The organism is Allobosea sp. 2RAB26 (assembly GCF_052115465.1).
Lineage (GTDB): Bacteria > Pseudomonadota > Alphaproteobacteria > Rhizobiales > Beijerinckiaceae > Allobosea.
In genome coordinates this window covers 130,359-148,088 of sequence record NZ_JBFRGS010000017.1, presented here as the reverse complement: position 1 = coordinate 148,088, position 17,730 = coordinate 130,359, and the positions used below count along the sequence as shown (strand labels likewise).

Annotated in this window: 15 protein-coding genes; 8 read left to right on the top strand and 7 right to left on the bottom strand. The window is 64.2% G+C overall.

What is annotated here, in order from left to right:
• Positions 1 to 32: 32 nt before the first annotated feature.
• Positions 33 to 1,244 (top strand): carboxymuconolactone decarboxylase family protein, encoded by a 1,212-nt coding sequence (locus tag AB4118_RS27120; RefSeq protein ID WP_441492648.1) that lies wholly within the window; start codon positions 33 to 35, stop codon positions 1,242 to 1,244.
• 379 nt (positions 1,245 to 1,623) lie between these two features.
• Here the strand turns inward: AB4118_RS27120 and AB4118_RS27115 are convergent, their stop codons facing one another.
• From AB4118_RS27115 to AB4118_RS27085, 7 genes are all read right to left on the bottom strand, one after another.
• On the bottom strand, positions 1,624 to 2,616 hold the full coding sequence (locus tag AB4118_RS27115; protein ID WP_441492647.1) for an ABC transporter ATP-binding protein: 993 nt from the start codon (positions 2,614 to 2,616) through the stop codon (positions 1,624 to 1,626).
• Positions 2,613 to 3,599, bottom strand: coding sequence for an ABC transporter ATP-binding protein (locus AB4118_RS27110; RefSeq protein ID WP_441492646.1), 987 nt, complete (start codon positions 3,597 to 3,599; stop codon positions 2,613 to 2,615). Before AB4118_RS27110 ends, AB4118_RS27115 begins: the two co-directional genes overlap by 4 nt.
• Positions 3,596 to 4,477: an ABC transporter permease gene (locus tag AB4118_RS27105; RefSeq protein WP_441492645.1), complete on the bottom strand. Its 882-nt coding sequence runs from the start codon at positions 4,475 to 4,477 to the stop codon at positions 3,596 to 3,598. The genes AB4118_RS27110 and AB4118_RS27105 overlap by 4 nt, the downstream gene beginning before the upstream one ends.
• Positions 4,477 to 5,412 carry an ABC transporter permease gene (locus AB4118_RS27100; RefSeq protein ID WP_441480561.1) on the bottom strand — a complete coding sequence of 312 codons (936 nt, stop codon included), beginning with the start codon at positions 5,410 to 5,412 and terminating at the stop codon, positions 4,477 to 4,479. Before AB4118_RS27100 ends, AB4118_RS27105 begins: the two co-directional genes overlap by 1 nt.
• 11 nt (positions 5,413 to 5,423) lie before the next feature.
• Positions 5,424 to 7,022: an ABC transporter substrate-binding protein gene (locus AB4118_RS27095; protein WP_441492644.1), complete on the bottom strand. Its 1,599-nt coding sequence runs from the start codon at positions 7,020 to 7,022 to the stop codon at positions 5,424 to 5,426.
• 33 nt (positions 7,023 to 7,055) lie between these two features.
• Entirely contained in the window at positions 7,056 to 8,171 is a 1,116-nt protein-coding gene (locus tag AB4118_RS27090) for a mandelate racemase/muconate lactonizing enzyme family protein (protein ID WP_441492643.1), read from the bottom strand.
• A 412-nt stretch (positions 8,172 to 8,583) separates the two neighbouring features.
• The gene (locus AB4118_RS27085) at positions 8,584 to 9,288 is read right to left on the bottom strand and encodes a GntR family transcriptional regulator (RefSeq protein WP_441492642.1); all 705 of its coding nucleotides are present in this window, start codon (positions 9,286 to 9,288) and stop codon (positions 8,584 to 8,586) included.
• Positions 9,289 to 9,631: 343 nt separating this feature from the next.
• On the opposite strand from AB4118_RS27085, the gene AB4118_RS27080 reads away from it, so the two are divergent.
• The 7 genes from AB4118_RS27080 to AB4118_RS27050 all read left to right on the top strand — a co-directional run bounded on the left by AB4118_RS27080 (position 9,632) and on the right by AB4118_RS27050 (position 17,507).
• Positions 9,632 to 10,729: an enolase C-terminal domain-like protein gene (locus AB4118_RS27080; protein WP_441480557.1), complete on the top strand. Its 1,098-nt coding sequence runs from the start codon at positions 9,632 to 9,634 to the stop codon at positions 10,727 to 10,729.
• A gap of 7 nt (positions 10,730 to 10,736) precedes the next feature.
• Complete coding sequence (locus tag AB4118_RS27075; RefSeq protein WP_441492641.1) at positions 10,737 to 11,948, top strand: enolase C-terminal domain-like protein; 1,212 nt, start codon at positions 10,737 to 10,739, stop codon at positions 11,946 to 11,948.
• Positions 11,949 to 11,988: 40 nt separating this feature from the next.
• Entirely contained in the window at positions 11,989 to 13,602 is a 1,614-nt protein-coding gene (locus tag AB4118_RS27070) for an ABC transporter substrate-binding protein (RefSeq protein WP_441492640.1), read from the top strand.
• Between the two features lie 156 nt (positions 13,603 to 13,758).
• Entirely contained in the window at positions 13,759 to 14,691 is a 933-nt protein-coding gene (locus tag AB4118_RS27065; protein ID WP_441492639.1) for an ABC transporter permease, read from the top strand.
• Between the two features lies 1 nt (position 14,692).
• Positions 14,693 to 15,508, top strand: coding sequence for an ABC transporter permease (locus AB4118_RS27060; RefSeq protein ID WP_441492638.1), 816 nt, complete (start codon positions 14,693 to 14,695; stop codon positions 15,506 to 15,508).
• Positions 15,505 to 16,524, top strand: coding sequence for an ABC transporter ATP-binding protein (locus tag AB4118_RS27055; protein WP_441492637.1), 1,020 nt, complete (start codon positions 15,505 to 15,507; stop codon positions 16,522 to 16,524). The genes AB4118_RS27060 and AB4118_RS27055 overlap by 4 nt, the downstream gene beginning before the upstream one ends.
• Entirely contained in the window at positions 16,521 to 17,507 is a 987-nt protein-coding gene (locus AB4118_RS27050) for an ABC transporter ATP-binding protein (protein ID WP_441492636.1), read from the top strand. The genes AB4118_RS27055 and AB4118_RS27050 overlap by 4 nt, the downstream gene beginning before the upstream one ends.
• Positions 17,508 to 17,730 lie beyond the last annotated feature (223 nt).

Sequence of the window (17,730 nt, the reverse complement as noted above, 5' to 3'; positions counted from 1 at the left end):
CATGAAGCGGCTTGATGGGAGCCCAGCAGACCATGGCTCAAGACGCAAACGGCGAGCGTTTCGAACGCGGCATGAAGGTTCTCCAGCGGATCGGCGGCGAGGGTTTTGACTTGCCGATCAAACGCCTTGCAGAGGCGTCGCCGGACTTGGCGCGTTTTACGGTCGAATATTCTTATGGCGATATTCTGTCCCGCCCGGGACTGAGTTTGCCGCTACGGCAGATTTGCACCGTCTCTTGTTTGATGGCGCTGGGTAGCGTCAAACCGCAGCTCAAGTTTCATATGACAGGCTTCCTCAACGCCGGCGGGAGACCGCAGGATTTGGTCGAGTTGCTGATCGTATCCGTGGCGGTTCTCGGCTTCCCCTCCGCCGTCGTTTCGATCGCCCTGGCGCGCGAGATCTTCCAGGAGCGAGGCATCACCTTCGAGGCCCCGCCACCGGCAAGCGACGACGGAACGCAGCGATACCGGCGCGGACTGGAAGCCCTCCTAGCGGTCAACGGCGAAGGCCATCTGCGGCCTCTTGAAGCGATCTCGCCGGACCTTGCACGCTGGTCGATTGAATTCGCCTTCGGCGAGTCGCTGGCGCGCGAGGGGTTGGAACCGAAGGCCAAGCACCTCGCCATCATTTCGATGCTGGCGGCGACCGGCAACCGCGACGACGCTCTCGATTTCCATCTCAAAGTCGCCCTCAAGCAGGGCCTGTCGCCTGCAGAGATTGCCGAGGCGCTAATGCAGCTTAGCGTCTATGCCGGATTTCCCGCCGCACTCAACGCCTTCGGTCTCGCCCAACGGGCCTTCTCGGCAGACCGCGGCGCTACAGCGATCACGGCGCCATCCGCGGCGGCACAACTGTCCGAGAGCCGGGAGTTGCGTCGGAAGCGCGGGCTCGCGACACTTGCACAGACCTCCGGAGCATCCGGTGAAACGGTCATCCGCAGCTTCGACGACATTGCACCGGATATCGGTCGGATGATCGTCGAGCACTCGTACGGCGACGTTTTCTCACGACCAGGCATCGATCCTATAATCCGCGAGCTGACGGCCTGCGCGGCCTTGGCGGCGGTCGCGACCACGACTACGGAAGCCCCGCTGCGTGTCCACATCAACGCGGCACTCAATGCCGGCGCGAGCCGCAAGGAGGTGCTCGAAACCCTCCTCAACCTCGTGCCCTACAGCGGCTATCCCGTCGTGCAACAGGCGGTGCGGATTGCCGGCGAGGAATTCGCCAAGCGCCCCGAATGAAGTGCTTGGTTGCCGCCGCATACGGCAACTTGCTCAGGGATCGTGCTGACTATCGGCCAGGCCGCCCGGCCATCGCCCGGATCGCACCTCGCCACAATTGTCGGCGCCATCTCGTCGCACGCCGCTCAGCCGGAAGCAGATCACCTTCCACCGTCGATTAGCCGGCCAGCGCCGGCCGCAAATGCGACGAGAACCTTCCGCAGCTGACTGACTCGGAGCGATGGCGCCCGCCCACGAGCTCGAGCCGGAAATCGTCCGGCTGACGGAGAAATGCCCTCCGTAATAAGGGACGGCGAGGCTTCAGGATTGTCTTGGGAGAGCGGCATGGATTGTCGCTCCGAAGTCGCCGTGGAAACGCGATCGAGCAGCCGTGCGCTGTTCAGGCCAGTATGGGATTCGGACTCGCAAAGTGGCAAGCTGCGCTTTGTCCAGGCATCACTTCGCGCAATGCTGGGCGTTCTGCCTTGCAAATGTCCTGCACCAGCGGGCAGCGGGTGTGAAAACTGCACCCCGTAGGAACGCGTGTCGGGCTGGGGACGTCGCCCTCGAGAATGATGCGCCTGGCCTTGAAATCCGGGTCCGGCTCAGGGGCCGCCGACAGGAGGGCCTGGGTGTAGGGGTGTTGCGGGGCCGAATAGATCTGCTCCTTGTGCCCGATCTCAACGACGCGTCCTAGATACATCACCATGACCCGGTCAGCGATGTGCCGGACCACGGCAAGGTCATGGGCAATGAAGAGATATGTGAAGCGCTTCTGCTCCTGCAGGTCCTGCAGAAGATTGACGATCTGTGCCTGCACGGAGACGTCCAAGGCGGAGACCGGCTCATCCGCCACGACGAAACTCGGATCAACCGAAATCGCCCGGGCAATGCCGATCCGCTGACGTTGGCCGCCCGAGAACTGGCGCGGCTTCCGGTCCATGAAGCTGGGCGATAGTCCGACCTGGTTCAGAAGTTCCGCGACCCGCTCCCGTTTCTCCCGTCGGTTGCGAACAAGGCCGAAAGCCTCGAGCGGTTCGGCGACGATGTCGGCAATGCTCCTGCGCGGGCTCAGGGACCCGTAGGGATCCTGAAACACCATTTGTGCTCTTTGGCGCATCTGCCGCATCTCGCTTCGCGAGAGCGTGTTGATGTCCGTTCCCTCGAAGAAGACGCTGCCTTCCGTCGCATCGATCAAGCGCAGCAGCAGCCGTCCCATGGTGGACTTGCCGCAGCCGGACTCCCCGACGACCGCGACGGTCTCGCCGCGATTGATCGAAAAGGACACGCCGTCCACGGCACGGACGCTGCTGCCCTTCGATCTGCGGAAAAGGCCGCCGGCCTCGCCAAAGGTCTTGCTGAGATTCTCGGTCCGGATAAGCGGCTCGATCATTGGACGGCCTCCGCCTTTGCTGTGACCCAGCAGGCCGCTGTATGGCTCTCGCCGAAGCGGAACATCGGCGGCATTTCCCTGGCGCATTCGTCAACCCGCAGCGAACATCGGGAATAGAACGGGCAGCCCTGCTTGACGGTGCCGGGCAATGGCACCGAGCCGGGAATCTGGAACAGGCGTCGGCGCTGATCCCTGAGGTGGGGGATCGATTCCAGCAGACCGCGCGTATAGGGATGACTTGGCCTGCGGAAAATCGATCGCACGTCGCCGTCTTCCACGACACGACCGGCATACATGACGATCACCCGTTCGCAGACATCGGCAATGACGCCCAGATCGTGCGAGATCAGGAGGATTGCCGTGTTCGTCGCGGACCGAACCCGCTTCATCAGTTCGAGCACCTGGGCCTGGATCGTGACGTCGAGCGCGGTTGTCGGCTCGTCGGCGATCAACAGCTTGGGGCTGCATGCGAGCGCCATCGCGATCATCACGCGTTGGCGCATCCCGCCCGAGAACTGGTGAGGATAGGCGTCGACCCGGCCCGCGGCATCGGGAATCCCCACAAGGTTCAGCACCTCGATCACCCGGCGCCGCCGCGCTTCGCGATCGAGCGCGGAATGGAGCATGATGGCTTCGCCGATTTGATCGCCAATGGTCATCAGGGGGTTGAGCGAACTCATCGGCTCCTGAAAGATCATCGCGATTTCGCGCCCGCGGATATCGGGCATTTTCGCTCGGGGCAGATCGAGAAGATTGACCCCGTTCAGCTCGACCCGGCCCTGCACAATCCGGCCCGGCGGCTCGGGGATCAGCCGCAGGATCGACAGCGACGTGATCGACTTCCCCGACCCGGACTCGCCGACGATGCCAACGGCGCCGCCGGCCTCGATCTCGAAACTCACGCCATTGACGGCACGGATGGGATTGGTCTTGGGACCGAACTCGACCGCCAGATTCTCTACTTTCAGAAGAGGTGGCGTCATTGAGCGGTCTCCGGATCGAGCACGTCGCGGGCCGCATCGCCGATCAGGTTGAAGGCCAGGACGACCATCGTGATGGCGAAGCCCGCTCCGATGATCGGCCAGGGGGAGCCAAAGATGTTCCCCAAGCCGTCGCGGATGATGTTGCCCCAGCTCGGATTGGGCGGCTGGGTGCCGATCCCGAGGAAGCTGAGGGAGGCCTCGAGCCGAATGGCCGATGCGACCCACAGCGTCATCAGCACCACGATGGGCGCCGAGATATTCGGGAGCACATGCCGGACGATGATCATGGGCGTGGTGACCCCCGCGGCGATGGCCGCTTCAACATAGGGTTCCTGCTTGACCGCGAGCGTCGAGGCCCGCGCCACGCGGGCAAAGCCCGGCACGAACGCGATGGTTATCACCGCCACGACGTTCCAGAAGCCGCCGCCGAGCACGGCTGCGATCATGATAGCGAGCAGCAGCTCCGGGAATGCCAGCAGGAGGTCGATGATCCGGGTCACCAGACGATCGATCATCCCGCCGAAATACCCGGCGGCGACGCCAAGTGCGGTACCAACGAGCGCAGCCAGCGTCGGAGAGATCAGACCGAAGATCAGCGAATTGCGTGATCCGAAGATCAGGCGCGACAGCACGTCTCGTCCGAACTGATCCGTGCCGAGCCAGTGTTCCGCCGACGGGTATGAGTTGATCGCGAGATAGCTCTGCGCCAGCGGGTTATCAGGTGCAATCGCGGGCGCCAGAACGGCGATGGCAAGGAAGACCGCGATGATGATCGTCGCCAGGATCGTGGAGGGCTGGCCCAGGATGATGCTGCGCAGCAATCCGAAGCGTGGCTCTTCCGGCGCGAGAACATGGGTCTGTTCCGTGGCAAGCGTCATCACTTCACCCGAATTCTGGGATCGACCACGATGTAGGCGAGGTCGACCAGCAGGTTGATCAGAACAACAAAGAAGGCGAACACCACGACGCCCGCCTGGATGACTGGATAGTCCCGCTTGGCGATTGCGCTGATCAGGACTTCCCCGATGCCTGGCCGGTTGAAGACCAGCTCGATCGCGACCGACCCAGACAGCGTCGCCAGAAGACTGAGCCCCAGCCCGGTCGTGATCGGCAGCAAGGCGTTGCGCAGCCCGTGCCGATAGATGACGCGGTTCTCTCGTGCGCCTTTCGCCCGTGCCGTGCGGATATAGTCCTTGCCAAGGACCTCGAGCAGTGAGGTCCGTGTCAACCGGCCGAGGAAGGCCGTCTTGACCATGGCGAGTGTCACCGCCGGCAGAAACACGTGGTACATGCGGTCGAAAAATCCGGTGCCCCCGCCATTGATCGGGAACCAGCCGAGGGTCAGGGCAAACACGATCAGCAGGAGCGCCCCGAGATAGAAGTCGGGGATCGCGTAGCCGATGAGGGAGAACACGCGAACGCCGGCGTCGGGGAGCTTGTTGCGGTTGACGGCCGCGACCACCCCGAGCGGAATCCCGACGAGCAGCCCCATCCCCGTCGCGACAAGCGTCAGCTCGATCGTGTAGGGCAGATTATCGGCCAGCAGCCGGAGGACCGGCGTTCGATCGATCAGGGACTGCCCGAAATCGAGCGTCAGCATGTCCCAGATGAAGGTGAGGTACTGCTGCCAGAGGGGCGCATTCAGCCCCATTTGCTCGCGAAACAGCGCAAGCTGTTCCGCGGTCGCATAGTCGCCGAGGGCGACGAGTGCCGGGTCCCCAGGGAGCAGGCGCAGCGCGATGAACACGAGCGTCAGCACCAGCAGGACCGTCGGCACGGCATCGAGCAGTCTCGCTCCGATGACACGCAGCATGGTCTGCCCCTTTAGACGCGCGTGGCCTTGTTCAAACGCCAATAGGCGTAGCCAGACTTGACCGGGAATCCGATGTTCACACGCGGATTGCGCGCTATGACATAGGAGAGCGTGACAATCCCAAGGAGCGGCAGATCACGCAGAACCTGCTTCTCGATGTCCTGGATGAGCGCGATACGCTTGTTGAAATCGGGCTCGTCCTGAGCCTTTTCGATGAGTGCGTCGATGCCGGGAATGGCGACGCCGTAGTGGCTGTAGTTTTCCGCTCCGGTGCCATCGGCCTTGACGTCCGCTTCGGCCGACAGCAGCTGCAGGAAGGGCTGCGTCGGCACCGGCGGGTAGCTGGACGAGTACAGGGCGATCGAATTCCGGTCCTTGCGGTTCTCGGAATGCATGGTCGCATGGTCGATGATCTTGAGATCGAGGTTGATGCCGACGGCGCGCAGCTGCTCCTGGAGCATCAGCATGATCGCCGCATAATCCTCACGCTGGCTGGTGAAGCAGGGAATGGTCACGCCGTTCGGGTGCCCCGCCTCTGCCAGCAGCGCCTTGGCCTTCTTGGGATCGTAGTTGTATTGCAGCTCGGGCGGCAAATCCGCTTTCTTGACCGCTCCGGCGAATTGCGGAGCGATGACCCCGACCATCGGGACCGCAAGACCGGCAAATGCCGTTGCGATCTGGTCGCTGTTGATGGCGTAGCGGATCGCCTGCCGCACGCGGATATCGTACAGCGGCGGCCGCGTCAGGTTCAGGTGGAGCAGGTTGAAGCTGCCGGGCGCCGTGGCGTCGAAGATCGTGCTGGCCGAGCGCTGGCGCATCGATGGGAGCCAGCCGGGAGAGCGGACGCCTTCGATCATGTCGACCTGGCCTGAGGCGAAGGCGAGGGTTCGCGCCGTCGTGTCGGCAATGAAGCGGACATGGATCGTCTTGGTAACCGCCGGTCCAGCGAAGTGATCTGGGAAGGCAGCCAGTTGGATCCCGTCGCTGGGGCTGACGCTTTCCACCTGGTATGGGCCCGTCCCGACCGGACTCATGGCGAAGTCCTTGCCCTTCTCCTCGAAGGCCTTCCGGCAGAGGATCGAGGCCGCGAGGGTGGTCACGACGCTGCCGTTGAACAGCGGATCGGGCCGTTTGAGGGTAAACTGGACGGTGTGGGGATCGAGCGCCTTGACCGCCTCGACATTGGAGTAGAGCGGCTTCTGGTTGGTCACGATCTTCGGATCAAGATGCCGGGCGAAGGTGAAGACGACATCGTCAGCCGTCATTTCACCGTAGCCCTTGTGGAACTTCACCCCTCGGCGCAGCTTGTATGTCCACGTCTTGGCATCCTCCGAGCTTTCCCAGCTCTCGGCGAGACTGGGGCGGAAGTCCTCGGGCCGGATTGCAAACGTCCCTTCGTCTGATTTCACGAGGGTATCGAACACCTGGTGAATCGCCCAGTTGTCGCCCCCGGTCATCCCGGGCTGCTGCGGATTGATGCTCGTGGGCGAACGCGCCGCCAGGGCGATCGAGATCGCCTCGTCCTTTGCATGAGCGATGGGAGCCCCCAGCGCCGCAGCCGCTGCAATCGTCGAGGCGTGACCGAGAAACGTTCTTCTGGTTAGTTTCATTATTTTTTCCTCCCTTTTTGTCTTGTTCTGACGTCAGGCGCTGATGGGAATGCTCCGCTTTTTCATCTCGGCCTCGTCGAATTCCATTCCGAGCCCCGGGGCCGTCGGCAATTCGAAGCGGCCATCGATGGGCTCGGACGGGTTCTTCTTGAAGAGCGATCCGGCCCGCTCCCAGTTATCCGCCAATTCGACCGGTTTGCTGAGATGCATGATGGTCGACAGCACATGAATATTGGCGAGGTGGCCGACGGAAGGCTGGGTCTGGTGCGGGACGAGCTCGACGCCGTGAGCATAGGCGACGGCGGCGCATTGCATCAGCCCGGTGATGCCTCCCATCTTGACGATGTCAGGCTGCACCATGCGCACGCCGGCATTGATCAGGTCCTTGAGCCCCTGAAGCGTATAGGTCTGCTCGCCGGCGGAAACGGTGATGTCGAGGCGCTGGGCGACCTCGCCCATGGCAGCGACATGGTAGTGCTGCACGGGCTCTTCGAACCACGTGTAGCCAAGGTCTTCGAGCGCCCGGCCGACCCGCATCGCGCCGCCGACCGAATAGCCGTTATTAGCGTCGAACCCGAGCACGAACTGATCGCCCAGCGCCTTGCGGACAGCCTTGGCCTTGGCAATGTCGCCGGGAATATCGACGTCCTGCCTGGTCCGGTCGCCGTCCCAGCGGATCTTCACCGCCGCGGGCCGCTCCTTCTCCACCCGCCGCATGACGACTTCGACAACCTGATCAACCGTGCGCCAGGCATTGCCCCCAACGGAGGCATAGCAGGGTAGAGCCGTGCGCCAGGCCCCGCCGAGTAGCTTGTAGACAGGCTGGCCGAGCAGCTTTCCTTTGAGATCCCAGAGCGCGATGTCGAGCGCTGCGAGCGCGGCCGTTGTGGCCCCTTCCGGCCCAAGTTTGATGCACTTGTGGAACAAAGTGTCCAGCAGGACGGCATGATCGAGAGCATCCTTCCCGATCAGGGCCGGCGCCATGTCGTTGGCGATGATGACTAGCGAAGCCAGGCCGCCTTGCATGGGCGAGGCTTCACCCAGGCCGTATTGACCATCCTCAGTCTCGATCCGGACGAACGCGCTTCGCGCCCCCTTTGCAGACGCACCCCAATCAACCTGGAACGTCTCTACCTTGGCAATCTTCATTATGCCCCCCCTTGGTACGTTAGACCCACCTGATTATCGCAGGGCGCTCATCAGCTCACTGCGACCTATTTAGTCTCACTGAATACGAGGATGGAGTCGCGCGAACCCACTCTGCTTGGTAGCGTCGAACGGAGCCGATAGATCCACCCTAGGCCGTCGATCGGTGCCGCCCATGACGCTTTCCAGTTTGCCCGCGCCCCGCAACCCGTTGGAGAGGTCGCGTGTGCAGACATTAAAATCGTCCCGTTCTCGGTGTCGTTGGCCAGGCGGGTCGCCTCCTACTTGGCTGGGAACGTAGAGATCGGCGCAGTGCGACCGAAGAACCGTCGTTTCAAATGGCTGCATCCACCGGAACCCCACTCAGCACGGTCGGTTGATAGTAAAAGCCACCGCTCGCACCTGTCAGAACTGTTCAACTCTCGAGATGATCCGGGTCGTTGCCCGGCAGCCGCGGGATCAACTCGTCGATCGAGCGTTGAATATGCGCACGCATCAGCCGACGCACGGCAGTCGCATCGTTGCGCGCGCAGGCCTCGATGATCGCCTCGTGCTCGGGCACCATTGCGGCAAGGCGGTGGTCGGGGAAGCCGAAGCGGCGTCGCGTCGCTCCAACGAATGCATTGTGCTGATCGAGCAGAACCAGCGCGGATCGGTTCGGGCGGATCGACAGGATGCTGGTGTGGAAAGCGCCATTGGTCGAAGAGATCGCCGCCGAATTGCCCTGGCCGATCGCGGCGGCATAATCCTTATGGATAGCCCAGAGTGCGTTGATGTCGCTAACGGTTGCAACCGCCGCGCTGTAGCCGGCCAGAGGCGGTTCAAGAGCAAGGCGGATCTCGAATAATTCGCGGATGAAGGCCCGTTCGATCGAACGAACCCGCGCGCCCCGGTTCGGTAGAATTTCAATCCAGCCCTCGCCTTCGAGCTGCCCAAGCGCCTCGCGGATCGGCGCGGGGCTCGTCCCGTAGCGCTGCACCAGCGCCGCCATTTTCAAATGTTCAGACGGCGCGAAGGTCCCGGCAACGATGTCGGCGCGGATGGCCTCGCGCAGCCGCTGATACGTCGTCGCCTGCATGAAGGGCACGATTCGGCTGGCGGGGGCCGGTGCGTCCGTCATCTCGGCGCTCTCATCGTCGATTCCACCGCCCGCCTGATCGCCGCCCGTTCGTGAAACGCAATGCGGGTTGATGCAACCCGTGCGACGCAATCAGCCTCATTCGGACGTCTTGACATTCGCCGCCTTCTGCGAAGTTATAGATATTATATAATCTGACGAAGCCGAAGATGTCCAGCCAGCCTGGGCCTCGCGACCCGGACCCTGGGTCACAACCGGCCGTGCCAAGGGATTGGAAGCGAGCACCATGGACGTGCGGCTACTGGACAAGACGCAAGACGGAGCCGAACCAGGTCCTCGCGCGAGCGAAATCGTCCGTGTCGAAATTTGGATATTCAGTTATCCGATGGTCGGAGTCGGACCCGGCGGCATCGACGTGACCGGCGCGAAGTCCGCGCGCACTCGCCTCGCAGTGCGAATGGAAACGCGGGACGGCGCGCGGGGCGCCTATGTCGGCGGCCAGGCGAACTCGCTGGCCCAGGCCGCGGCCTGCGCCCGCGCTGTGCTCGGCCTCGACGTCTTCGCCCGCGAACGGGCCTATGAGCGTGTCCGCCGCCAGCTCCGCAAGGAAGACCGCATGGGCGCTGGCGTGATCGACATCGCGATGTGGGATCTGGCGGGCCATCGACTGGGCCTGTCGGTCAGCCAAATGCTCGGCGGCGGCAAGACCCGCCTCCCCGCCTACGCCTCGACCTGGTTCGGCGGCGAGGGTGGCGGCCTCACGACGCCCGAAGCCTTCGCCGACTTCGCCGAGGAATGTTACGAGCTCGGCTACCGCGGATTCAAAATGCATGGCTGGACCGACGGCAGCCCGACGCGCGATGCCGCGGCCGTGCGTCTGCTTGGCCAGCGCATCGGCGACAGGATGGCGCTGATGCATGACGCTGCCTGCCATCTGCGCAGCTTTGCCGACGCGCTCGAAGTCGGCCGGGCCTGCGATGACGCCAATTTCTTCTGGTACGAGGATCCCTATAGCGACGGTGGTCTTGCCGCCCACGCCCACCGGCGGCTGCGCGAGATGCTGAAGACGCCTCTCCTGCTCGGAGAGCATGTGCGGGGGTTGGAATCCATGGCGACGCTGACAATCGCCGACGGCACCGATTTCGTGCGCGCCGACCCCGATTTCGACATCGGTATCACCGGAACGATGAAGATCGCGCATTTTGCCGAGGCGCTCGGCCTCGATGTCGAGTTGCATGCGCCAGGACCCGCCCACCGGCACTGCATGGCGGCGATCCGCAACACCAATTTCTACGAACTGTCGATGGTCGGGCCGTCCCGAGGCAATTTCAATGCGCCGGTCTACACCTGCGGCTATTCCGACGATCTCGACAGCGTCGGTGCTGATGGATGCTTTCCGGTGCCCGGAGGGCCCGGTCTGGGGGTGAGCTACGACTGGGACTACATCACCCGCAATGCCAAATCGCATGTCGTGATCGAGTGAGGGCGCCATGCTGAGCGTAGAAGACACGGCAAGCGCCGCCCGCGACGTCCTCGGTTCGGCGGCCACGCGGATCCGCCGGATCGACGTCATTCTGTTCGCGCAGGACATGGAGAACGTCGCCTTCGATGTCAGCCCGAGCGGCATCGACATGCCAGGCGTGCGAACGACACGCAAACGCATCGCGGTCCGCATCGAAACCCAGGACGGCGCGCGCGGCGAATATGTCGGCGGGCGTACGGACACCGCCCCGCAGACCCATTTCATCGCCAAATGGATCATCGGGCGGGACTGCTATGCCCGTGAGACGATCTACGAAGACATTCGCCGCTGGTTGCGCAAGGAAGACCGGATCGGCGGCTGCCAGATCGACAACGCCCTCTGGGACCTCGCCGGCAAGCGCACCGGCCATTCGGTCAGCGATCTGCTCGGCGGCCATCGCGGCAAGCGCCTGCCGGCTTACGCATCGACCTGGTTTGGTGGCGATGGCGGTGGTCTGGCCACGCCCGAGGCCTTCGCCGAATTCGCCGAGGAATGCCACGGCCTGGGGTATCGCGCCTTCAAGATGCACGGCTGGACCGATGGCGGTTGGCGGCGTGATGCCGCCGCGATCCGGCTTCTCGGTCGGCGCGTCGGCGGGCGCATGAAGCTGATGCACGATTCAGCCTGTCACCTGAAGACCTTCGCCGACGCCCTCGCCTGTGGCCGTGCCTGCGATGAGGCCGGCTTCTTCTGGTACGAGGATCCCTATAGTGACGGCGGGCTTGCTGCCCACGCCCATCGTCGCCTGCGCGAACTGATCAAGACGCCGATCCTGCTTGGCGAGCACGTGCGCGGGCTGGAAGCCATGGCGACACTCACTCTCGCCGACGGCACCGACTTCGTGCGGGCCGATCCCGATCTCGATATCGGCATCACCGGCACGATGAAGATCGCCCATTTCGCCGAGGCGCTGGGCCTCGATGTCGAGCTCCACGGCAATGGTCCGGCACATCGCCACGCCATGGCCGCCATCCGAAACACGAACTTCTATGAATTGGCCATGGTCGGGCCGTCGCGCGGCCAGGCTGTCGGCACGTTCTATACCGACGGATATTCCGACAAGCTCGACGCGGTCGCCTCAGACGGCTGCTTCGTCGTGCCCGACGGCCCAGGCCTCGGCGTCACCTATGACTGGGATTTCATCGAGAAGCACAAGGTCAGCCACAGCGTCTTCGAATGAGCGCGGCCGAAAGAGCCCGCCATTCCCACAGGAGGAAATCATGACACGCATCACACGACGCTCAGTCGTCGCGAGCGCCCTGAGCATGGCCGGCCTCGGCGCAATATCGTCCAGCAGCGTGTCCTTCGCGCAGGGCGCGAGCGACACGCTAACGCTGCGGCTCCAGGCGCGTGACCTCGGTTCGATCGACCCCGCCCTGACCAAGACGGGCGACGACGAGACGATCGTGCTCCAGGTCTTCAACTCGCTGGTCAATACCAAGCGCGGCACCATGGACATCGAGCTGGCGGCGCTTCAGCCGGAGCTCGCGGAACGATGGGAGGTCTCGCCCGACAAGAAGGTCTGGACCTTCTATCTCAAGCCCGGCGTGAAATGGCACCAGGGCTATGGCGAGGTCTCTGCCGATGACGTGAAGTTCTCCTATGAACGCCAACTCGACCCCAAGCTCGGCGGCGTGCACGGCGCCAGCTTCAAGGACATCGACACAATCGAGGTCGTCGATCCCCTCACGGTCCGTTTCGTCCTCAAGGCACCGAACTCGTTCTTTCACGCCTCGGCCCTGACGCCCGGTTTCGGCCGCTACATCGTGCCGCGCAAAGCCGTCGAAAAGCTTGGAGCCGAATTCGGCCGCGCGCCGATCGGCAGCGGGCCGTTCGAATTCGCCGAGTACCGGCCTCAGGAATCGATCGTCCTCAAGGCGAACAAGGATTATTTCCGCGGCGCACCGCCGACCGCGACCCTGCGCTTCCGCTACATCCCGGCCGACAATGCCGCGACAATCGCTTTCATCGGCAAGGAGATCGACCAGACCAGCGGCCCGCGCGAACCGCGTTGGGTTGATCAGATCCAGAAGGCCCGGAGCGATGCCCAGATCAGCATCATGCAGCCCGGGAGCCTGCAATTCCTCCACTTCAACATGAAGATCAAGCCGCTCGACGACGTGCGCGTGCGCCAGGCCATCGCCTATGCAGTCGATCGCAAGGTCTGGAAATCCGTGTTCGGCGTGGTCCACGGCCCGCTGCCCACGATCGTCCCGGAAGAGTTCTACGGCGCCCTGAAGACAGCCGATATCCCCGCCGAGCTTCGCTACGATTACGATCCGATCAAGGCCAAGGCCCTGCTGGCGGAGGCCGGCCACCCCAACGGCTTCAGCATCGAGGCCTTGTCGAGCGAGCGCTCCGACTACAAGCAGAACATGCTGATGGTGCAGGACATGCTGCGCAAGGTCGGCATCGACGTGAAGCTCAAGATCATGGACCATGCGAGCTATCACGCCGCCATCCGAAAGGACGAAGGCACGATCGACATGCTGTCGACGGCGATCGCGCCGACGGCGCCCGCCGTGATCAACGAGTTCCTGCATTCGGCCGCGGCGGTCGGCAAGCCGGCATCGTTGCGCAATTTCTCGCATTACGGCGAGATCGGCGGCAGCGTCGACAAGCTCGTCGACGAGGCCGTCGGGTCGACCGATGTCGACCGGCAGCTGGCGCTGCTCAAGGAGGCCCAACTCCAGATCCTGCGCGACATGCCGGTGCTGCCGCTGCAGACCCAACCCCTGGTCAGCGCGATCCAGGGCCATGTCGACCTCGGCTACAAGCCGCTCAGCGGCTTTGGCCAATACGAATACGCCACGGCGCGGCGCGTAGCCCGCTAGGGCATCGGCCTGAAACCTGGAGAGCGGTTTTCGGGACAGCCGATGCAAACACAAGAGGTTGGATCACTGGGCGGATACGACATCCGGTCCGATGATCGAGCGCCAGGCGCCGGTGGCTTCATGCCGCCGGCCATGCCCTGAAAGGTTTGCGAGACGATGGGGCGGTTCGTTCTCAAGCGACTGGCCGATGCAATTCTGACCGCCTTCCTGGTCTTCTCCTTCGTCTTCTTCGCCATGCGGCTCCTGCCGGGCGATCCCGTCATCGCCATGCTCGGCGACCGCGCCAATGCCCAGACGATCGAGAATGTCCGCAGGACACTCGGGCTCGACCAGCCGCTCCTCGTCCAATACGGCCGCTTCCTCTGGGGGCTCCTGCATCTCGATCTCGGCCGCTCGCTCGTCAACGGGGTCGACGTCACTGCGACGATGCTGCGGCACCTGCCCTATACGATCATGCTGACGCTCGCCTCGACCGTGGTCGGCATCCTGATCGGCGTGCCCGTGGGCGTCGCCTCGGCGATGCGCCCGAGTGGCGGCGTCGATCATTCGAGCCGGCTCGTCTCGCTGTTCGGCTCGGCCCTTCCGGATTTCTATCTCGGCCTCATCCTGCTCATCGTGTTCGGGCTGAAGCTCGGCTGGTTTCCGCTGCTCGGCGGTGGCGACACGCCCTTCGACCTGCGCTACCTCGTCCTTCCCGCGATGACGCTCGGACTGCTGAAGGGCTGCGGCCTGATGCGCCTCACCCGCACGGCCGTCCTCGACGTCTCGGGCCGCGACTATGTCCGCACGGCTCGCGCGCTCGGCACGCCGGAGCGGGTCGTGGTCTGGAAGCACATCGTGCGCAACGCGCTGATCCCGATCACGACGCAGCTCTCACTCATGATCGTCGCCACGCTCGGCGGCACCATTGCGATCGAACTCGTCTTCAACCGGCCGGGCGTCGGGCAACTGCTCGTCGGCGCGGTGACCGCCCGCGACTACAGCCTGATCCAGGGAGGCCTCGTGCTTCTCTCGGTCCTCGTCGTGCTGGTGAACCTTGCAACCGACCTGCTCTACGTGGTCATCGACCCCCGCGTGAAGGGAGCCTGACATGCTCGATCGCGTCTTCCTGGCCATCGCCGCCGCCATCCTGCTCCTGCTCCTGGTCGTCGTCGTGTTCGCCCCCTGGCTCCAGACGCATGACCCGCTGCTGCAGGACTTCGCCGCGGCCGATCAGGGTCTCTCCGCCGCGCATTGGCTGGGTGCCGACGAATATGGCCGCGATATCTTCTCTCGCCTGATCGAGGGAGCGCGCCTGTCGATTACGATCGGGGTGGCCGCGCCGATGCTGGCCGCCCTTGTCGGCATCAGCCTGGGCACGGGGTCGGCCTTCTTCGGCGGCTGGGCCGAGGCGATCGTCACCCGCCTCACCGACATGATGATGTCGTTCGATCCGCTTCTGCTCGGCGTGCTGATCGTGGCCTTGCTCGGCCCCGGCGTGCAGAACCTCTCGATCGCCATCGCGGCGGCCCTGGTGCCGTCATTCATCCGCCTCTCCCGGGCCTCGGCGCTGTCGGTCAAGCGCGAGGCCTATGTCGACGCATCGATCGCGATGGGGCGCGGCAAGTTCAGCACCATCGGGATGCATGTCCTGCCCAACATTGCCGGCCCTCTGATCGTCATGCTGACGATCTGGATCGGGTCTGCGATCCGCCTTGAGGCATCGCTCAGCTTCATTGGCCTCGGCGCTCAGGCTCCGGCCCCATCCTGGGGAAACATGGTGCGCGAGGGCGTCGCCGACATCTTCGGCTCGCCACTACCGGCCATATTTGCGGGGCTCGCGATCACGCTGACGGTCCTGGCCTTCAACATCCTCGGAGACCGCTTGCGCGACCGCCTCGATCCCGACCGGGTGACCGGGCGATGACGCCGCTGCTCTCCATCCGCGACCTCCAGGTCTCGTTCAACGCGAAGAATGGCCCGGTTCAGGCGCTCCGCGGCGTCGATCTAGACCTTCATGCTGGCGAGTGCCTCGGCCTCGTCGGTGAATCCGGCTCCGGCAAGAGCCTGACCGCGCTGGCAGCGCTTGGCCTGCTGCCGGAAGCCGCCACCGTCACGGCCGGCCGCGTCATGTTCGATGGGCAGGATCTCCTGGCCCTGCCGCGCCAGTCACTCGATGCGATCCGCGGTCGCCGCATCGGCATGATCTTCCAGGAGCCGATGACGGCGCTCAACCCGATCATGACCGTGGGCGAGCAGATCGGCGGGCCGCTGCGGCGGCATCTCGGTCTCTCCCGCGCAGTTGCACGCGCCCGCAGCATCGAGCTTCTGAGCCTCGTCGGCATTCCTGCGCCCGACAAGCGCGCCGCCGCCTATCCGCACGAATTGTCCGGTGGCATGCGCCAGCGCGTCATGATCGCGATGGCACTCTCCTGCGATCCGCAGGTCCTGATCGCCGACGAGCCGACGACCGCGCTGGACGTCACCATCCAGGCGCAAGTGCTCGACCTGCTGCGACGGCTGCGCCAGGAACTGGATCTTGCCGTGGTCATCATCACCCATGATTTCGGCGTGGTGGCCGAACTGACCGACCGTGTCGCGGTGATGTATGGCGGCCGGGTCGTCGAGGAGGCGACGGCCCTTCGCCTGTTCGACGCGCCGAGCCACCCCTATTCGGTCGGTCTGTTGGCTGCGACGCCCTCGCTGGAGACACCGTCCGTGCGGCGGTTGCCGACGGTCGGCGGCGCCGTGCCGCATCTGACGGAGATGCCGACGGGTTGCGCCTTCCACCCCCGCTGCCCCGAGCGCTTTGCCCCCTGTGCCAGATTGGTGCCGCCGCTGGAGCAAATCGAGGATGGTCACCTCGCCGCGTGCTGGGCGCGGCAGAACCGGCCGCAAGAGACGCCACAAGCGGCAGCGATGAGCGCGGGCGCGGCACCATGAGCGAACCTCTCCTGCGGCTCGAGGACTTGCAGAAGACCTTCGGCCGGGCTCCTGGCGGCATTCGAGCCGTCGACGGGGTGTCCCTTGATCTCCATCCCGGCGAGACGCTGGCCCTTGTGGGCGAATCCGGCTGCGGAAAATCCACGCTGGCGCGGCTTGTCCTACGCCTGACCGATCCTACCGGCGGGCGCATCCTGTTCGAGGGGCAGGACATCGCCGGCTTGTCGCAGCCCCGCATGAAAGCTATCCGCCGCGATTTGCAGTTCATCTTCCAGGATCCGTTCTCTTCACTGGACCCACGCATGCGGGCGGGATCGATCGTGACGGAACCGCTGGCAGTGCATGGCCTCGTTTCGCAGCGGGGCGAGCGAACCAGCGCTGCGGTGCGATTGCTTGAAGCCGTCGGCCTCAGTGCCCGCCATATCGGCCAATGGCCCCGCCAGTTTTCCGGCGGGCAACGCCAGCGCCTGGGCATCATCCGCGCCTTCGCGATGCGGCCGAAGCTCATCGTCGCCGATGAACCTGTCTCCGCTCTCGACGTCTCCGTGCGTTCGCAGGTCATCAACCTGCTGCAGGATCTCCAGGACGAGCAAGGCACCGCCTATCTCTTCATCTCGCATGACATGGCGAGCGTGAAGCACATGGCGAGCCGCGTAGCCGTGATGTATCTTGGGCAGATCGTCGAGATCGCGCCGAAGAGCACCTTCTTCTCGGCCCCCCAGCACCCCTATAGCCACGCCCTCCTCTCGGCCGTGCCGATTTCGCACCCGGCAAAGGTCCGGGACCGGATCCTGCTGCCGGGCGATCCACCGAGTCCCGCCGCGATCCCCAAGGGATGTCGCTTCCATCCGCGCTGCCCGATTGCGCAACCCCGCTGCAGGACGGAGGTGCCAGAGGCGCGACCGGTCGGCGAAGGGCATCTGGTGGCCTGCCACTTCGCGTCTCCTTGGCCGCTCGGCGGCGGTGGCGGACGCCCACAATAAGATCGTTGAGTTGGAATTTGCCTGTAAGAGAACGGCGCCGTTGGCTGTGAACTGCCTGGGATGCCCCGGAGTTGCCCGTGACGCTGACCAAGATCCATTCAAGTGACAGACTTAGTCTGTCGCAAGATTGGCGGTAGCCGCCGCTTCCAACGCTCCCCAGCAGGCAGAGCCCCGCTATTCCCGTAGCGCCGGCGCACCTTTGGAACTTCGGACGATACTCCCC

Bases quoted from the DNA above. Each gene is read 5' to 3' on its own strand.
- AB4118_RS27085 (WP_441492642.1), bottom strand. From the start codon at position 9,288: ATGACGGACGCACCGGCCCCCGCCAGCCGAATCGTGCCCTTCATGCAG.
- AB4118_RS27120 (WP_441492648.1), top strand. From the start codon at position 33: ATGGCTCAAGACGCAAACGGCGAGCGTTTCGAACGCGGCATGAAGGTT.
- AB4118_RS27070 (WP_441492640.1), top strand. From the start codon at position 11,989: ATGACACGCATCACACGACGCTCAGTCGTCGCGAGCGCCCTGAGCATG.
- AB4118_RS27090 (WP_441492643.1), bottom strand. From the start codon at position 8,171: ATGAAGATTGCCAAGGTAGAGACGTTCCAGGTTGATTGGGGTGCGTCT.
- AB4118_RS27050 (WP_441492636.1), top strand. From the start codon at position 16,521: ATGAGCGAACCTCTCCTGCGGCTCGAGGACTTGCAGAAGACCTTCGGC.
- AB4118_RS27075 (WP_441492641.1), top strand. From the start codon at position 10,737: ATGCTGAGCGTAGAAGACACGGCAAGCGCCGCCCGCGACGTCCTCGGT.
- AB4118_RS27105 (WP_441492645.1), bottom strand. From the start codon at position 4,477: ATGACGCTTGCCACGGAACAGACCCATGTTCTCGCGCCGGAAGAGCCA.
- AB4118_RS27055 (WP_441492637.1), top strand. From the start codon at position 15,505: ATGACGCCGCTGCTCTCCATCCGCGACCTCCAGGTCTCGTTCAACGCG.
- AB4118_RS27060 (WP_441492638.1), top strand. From the start codon at position 14,693: ATGCTCGATCGCGTCTTCCTGGCCATCGCCGCCGCCATCCTGCTCCTG.
- AB4118_RS27110 (WP_441492646.1), bottom strand. From the start codon at position 3,599: ATGACGCCACCTCTTCTGAAAGTAGAGAATCTGGCGGTCGAGTTCGGT.
- AB4118_RS27065 (WP_441492639.1), top strand. From the start codon at position 13,759: ATGGGGCGGTTCGTTCTCAAGCGACTGGCCGATGCAATTCTGACCGCC.
- AB4118_RS27095 (WP_441492644.1), bottom strand. From the start codon at position 7,022: ATGAAACTAACCAGAAGAACGTTTCTCGGTCACGCCTCGACGATTGCA.
- AB4118_RS27080 (WP_441480557.1), top strand. From the start codon at position 9,632: ATGGTCGGAGTCGGACCCGGCGGCATCGACGTGACCGGCGCGAAGTCC.
- AB4118_RS27115 (WP_441492647.1), bottom strand. From the start codon at position 2,616: ATGATCGAGCCGCTTATCCGGACCGAGAATCTCAGCAAGACCTTTGGC.
- AB4118_RS27100 (WP_441480561.1), bottom strand. From the start codon at position 5,412: ATGCTGCGTGTCATCGGAGCGAGACTGCTCGATGCCGTGCCGACGGTC.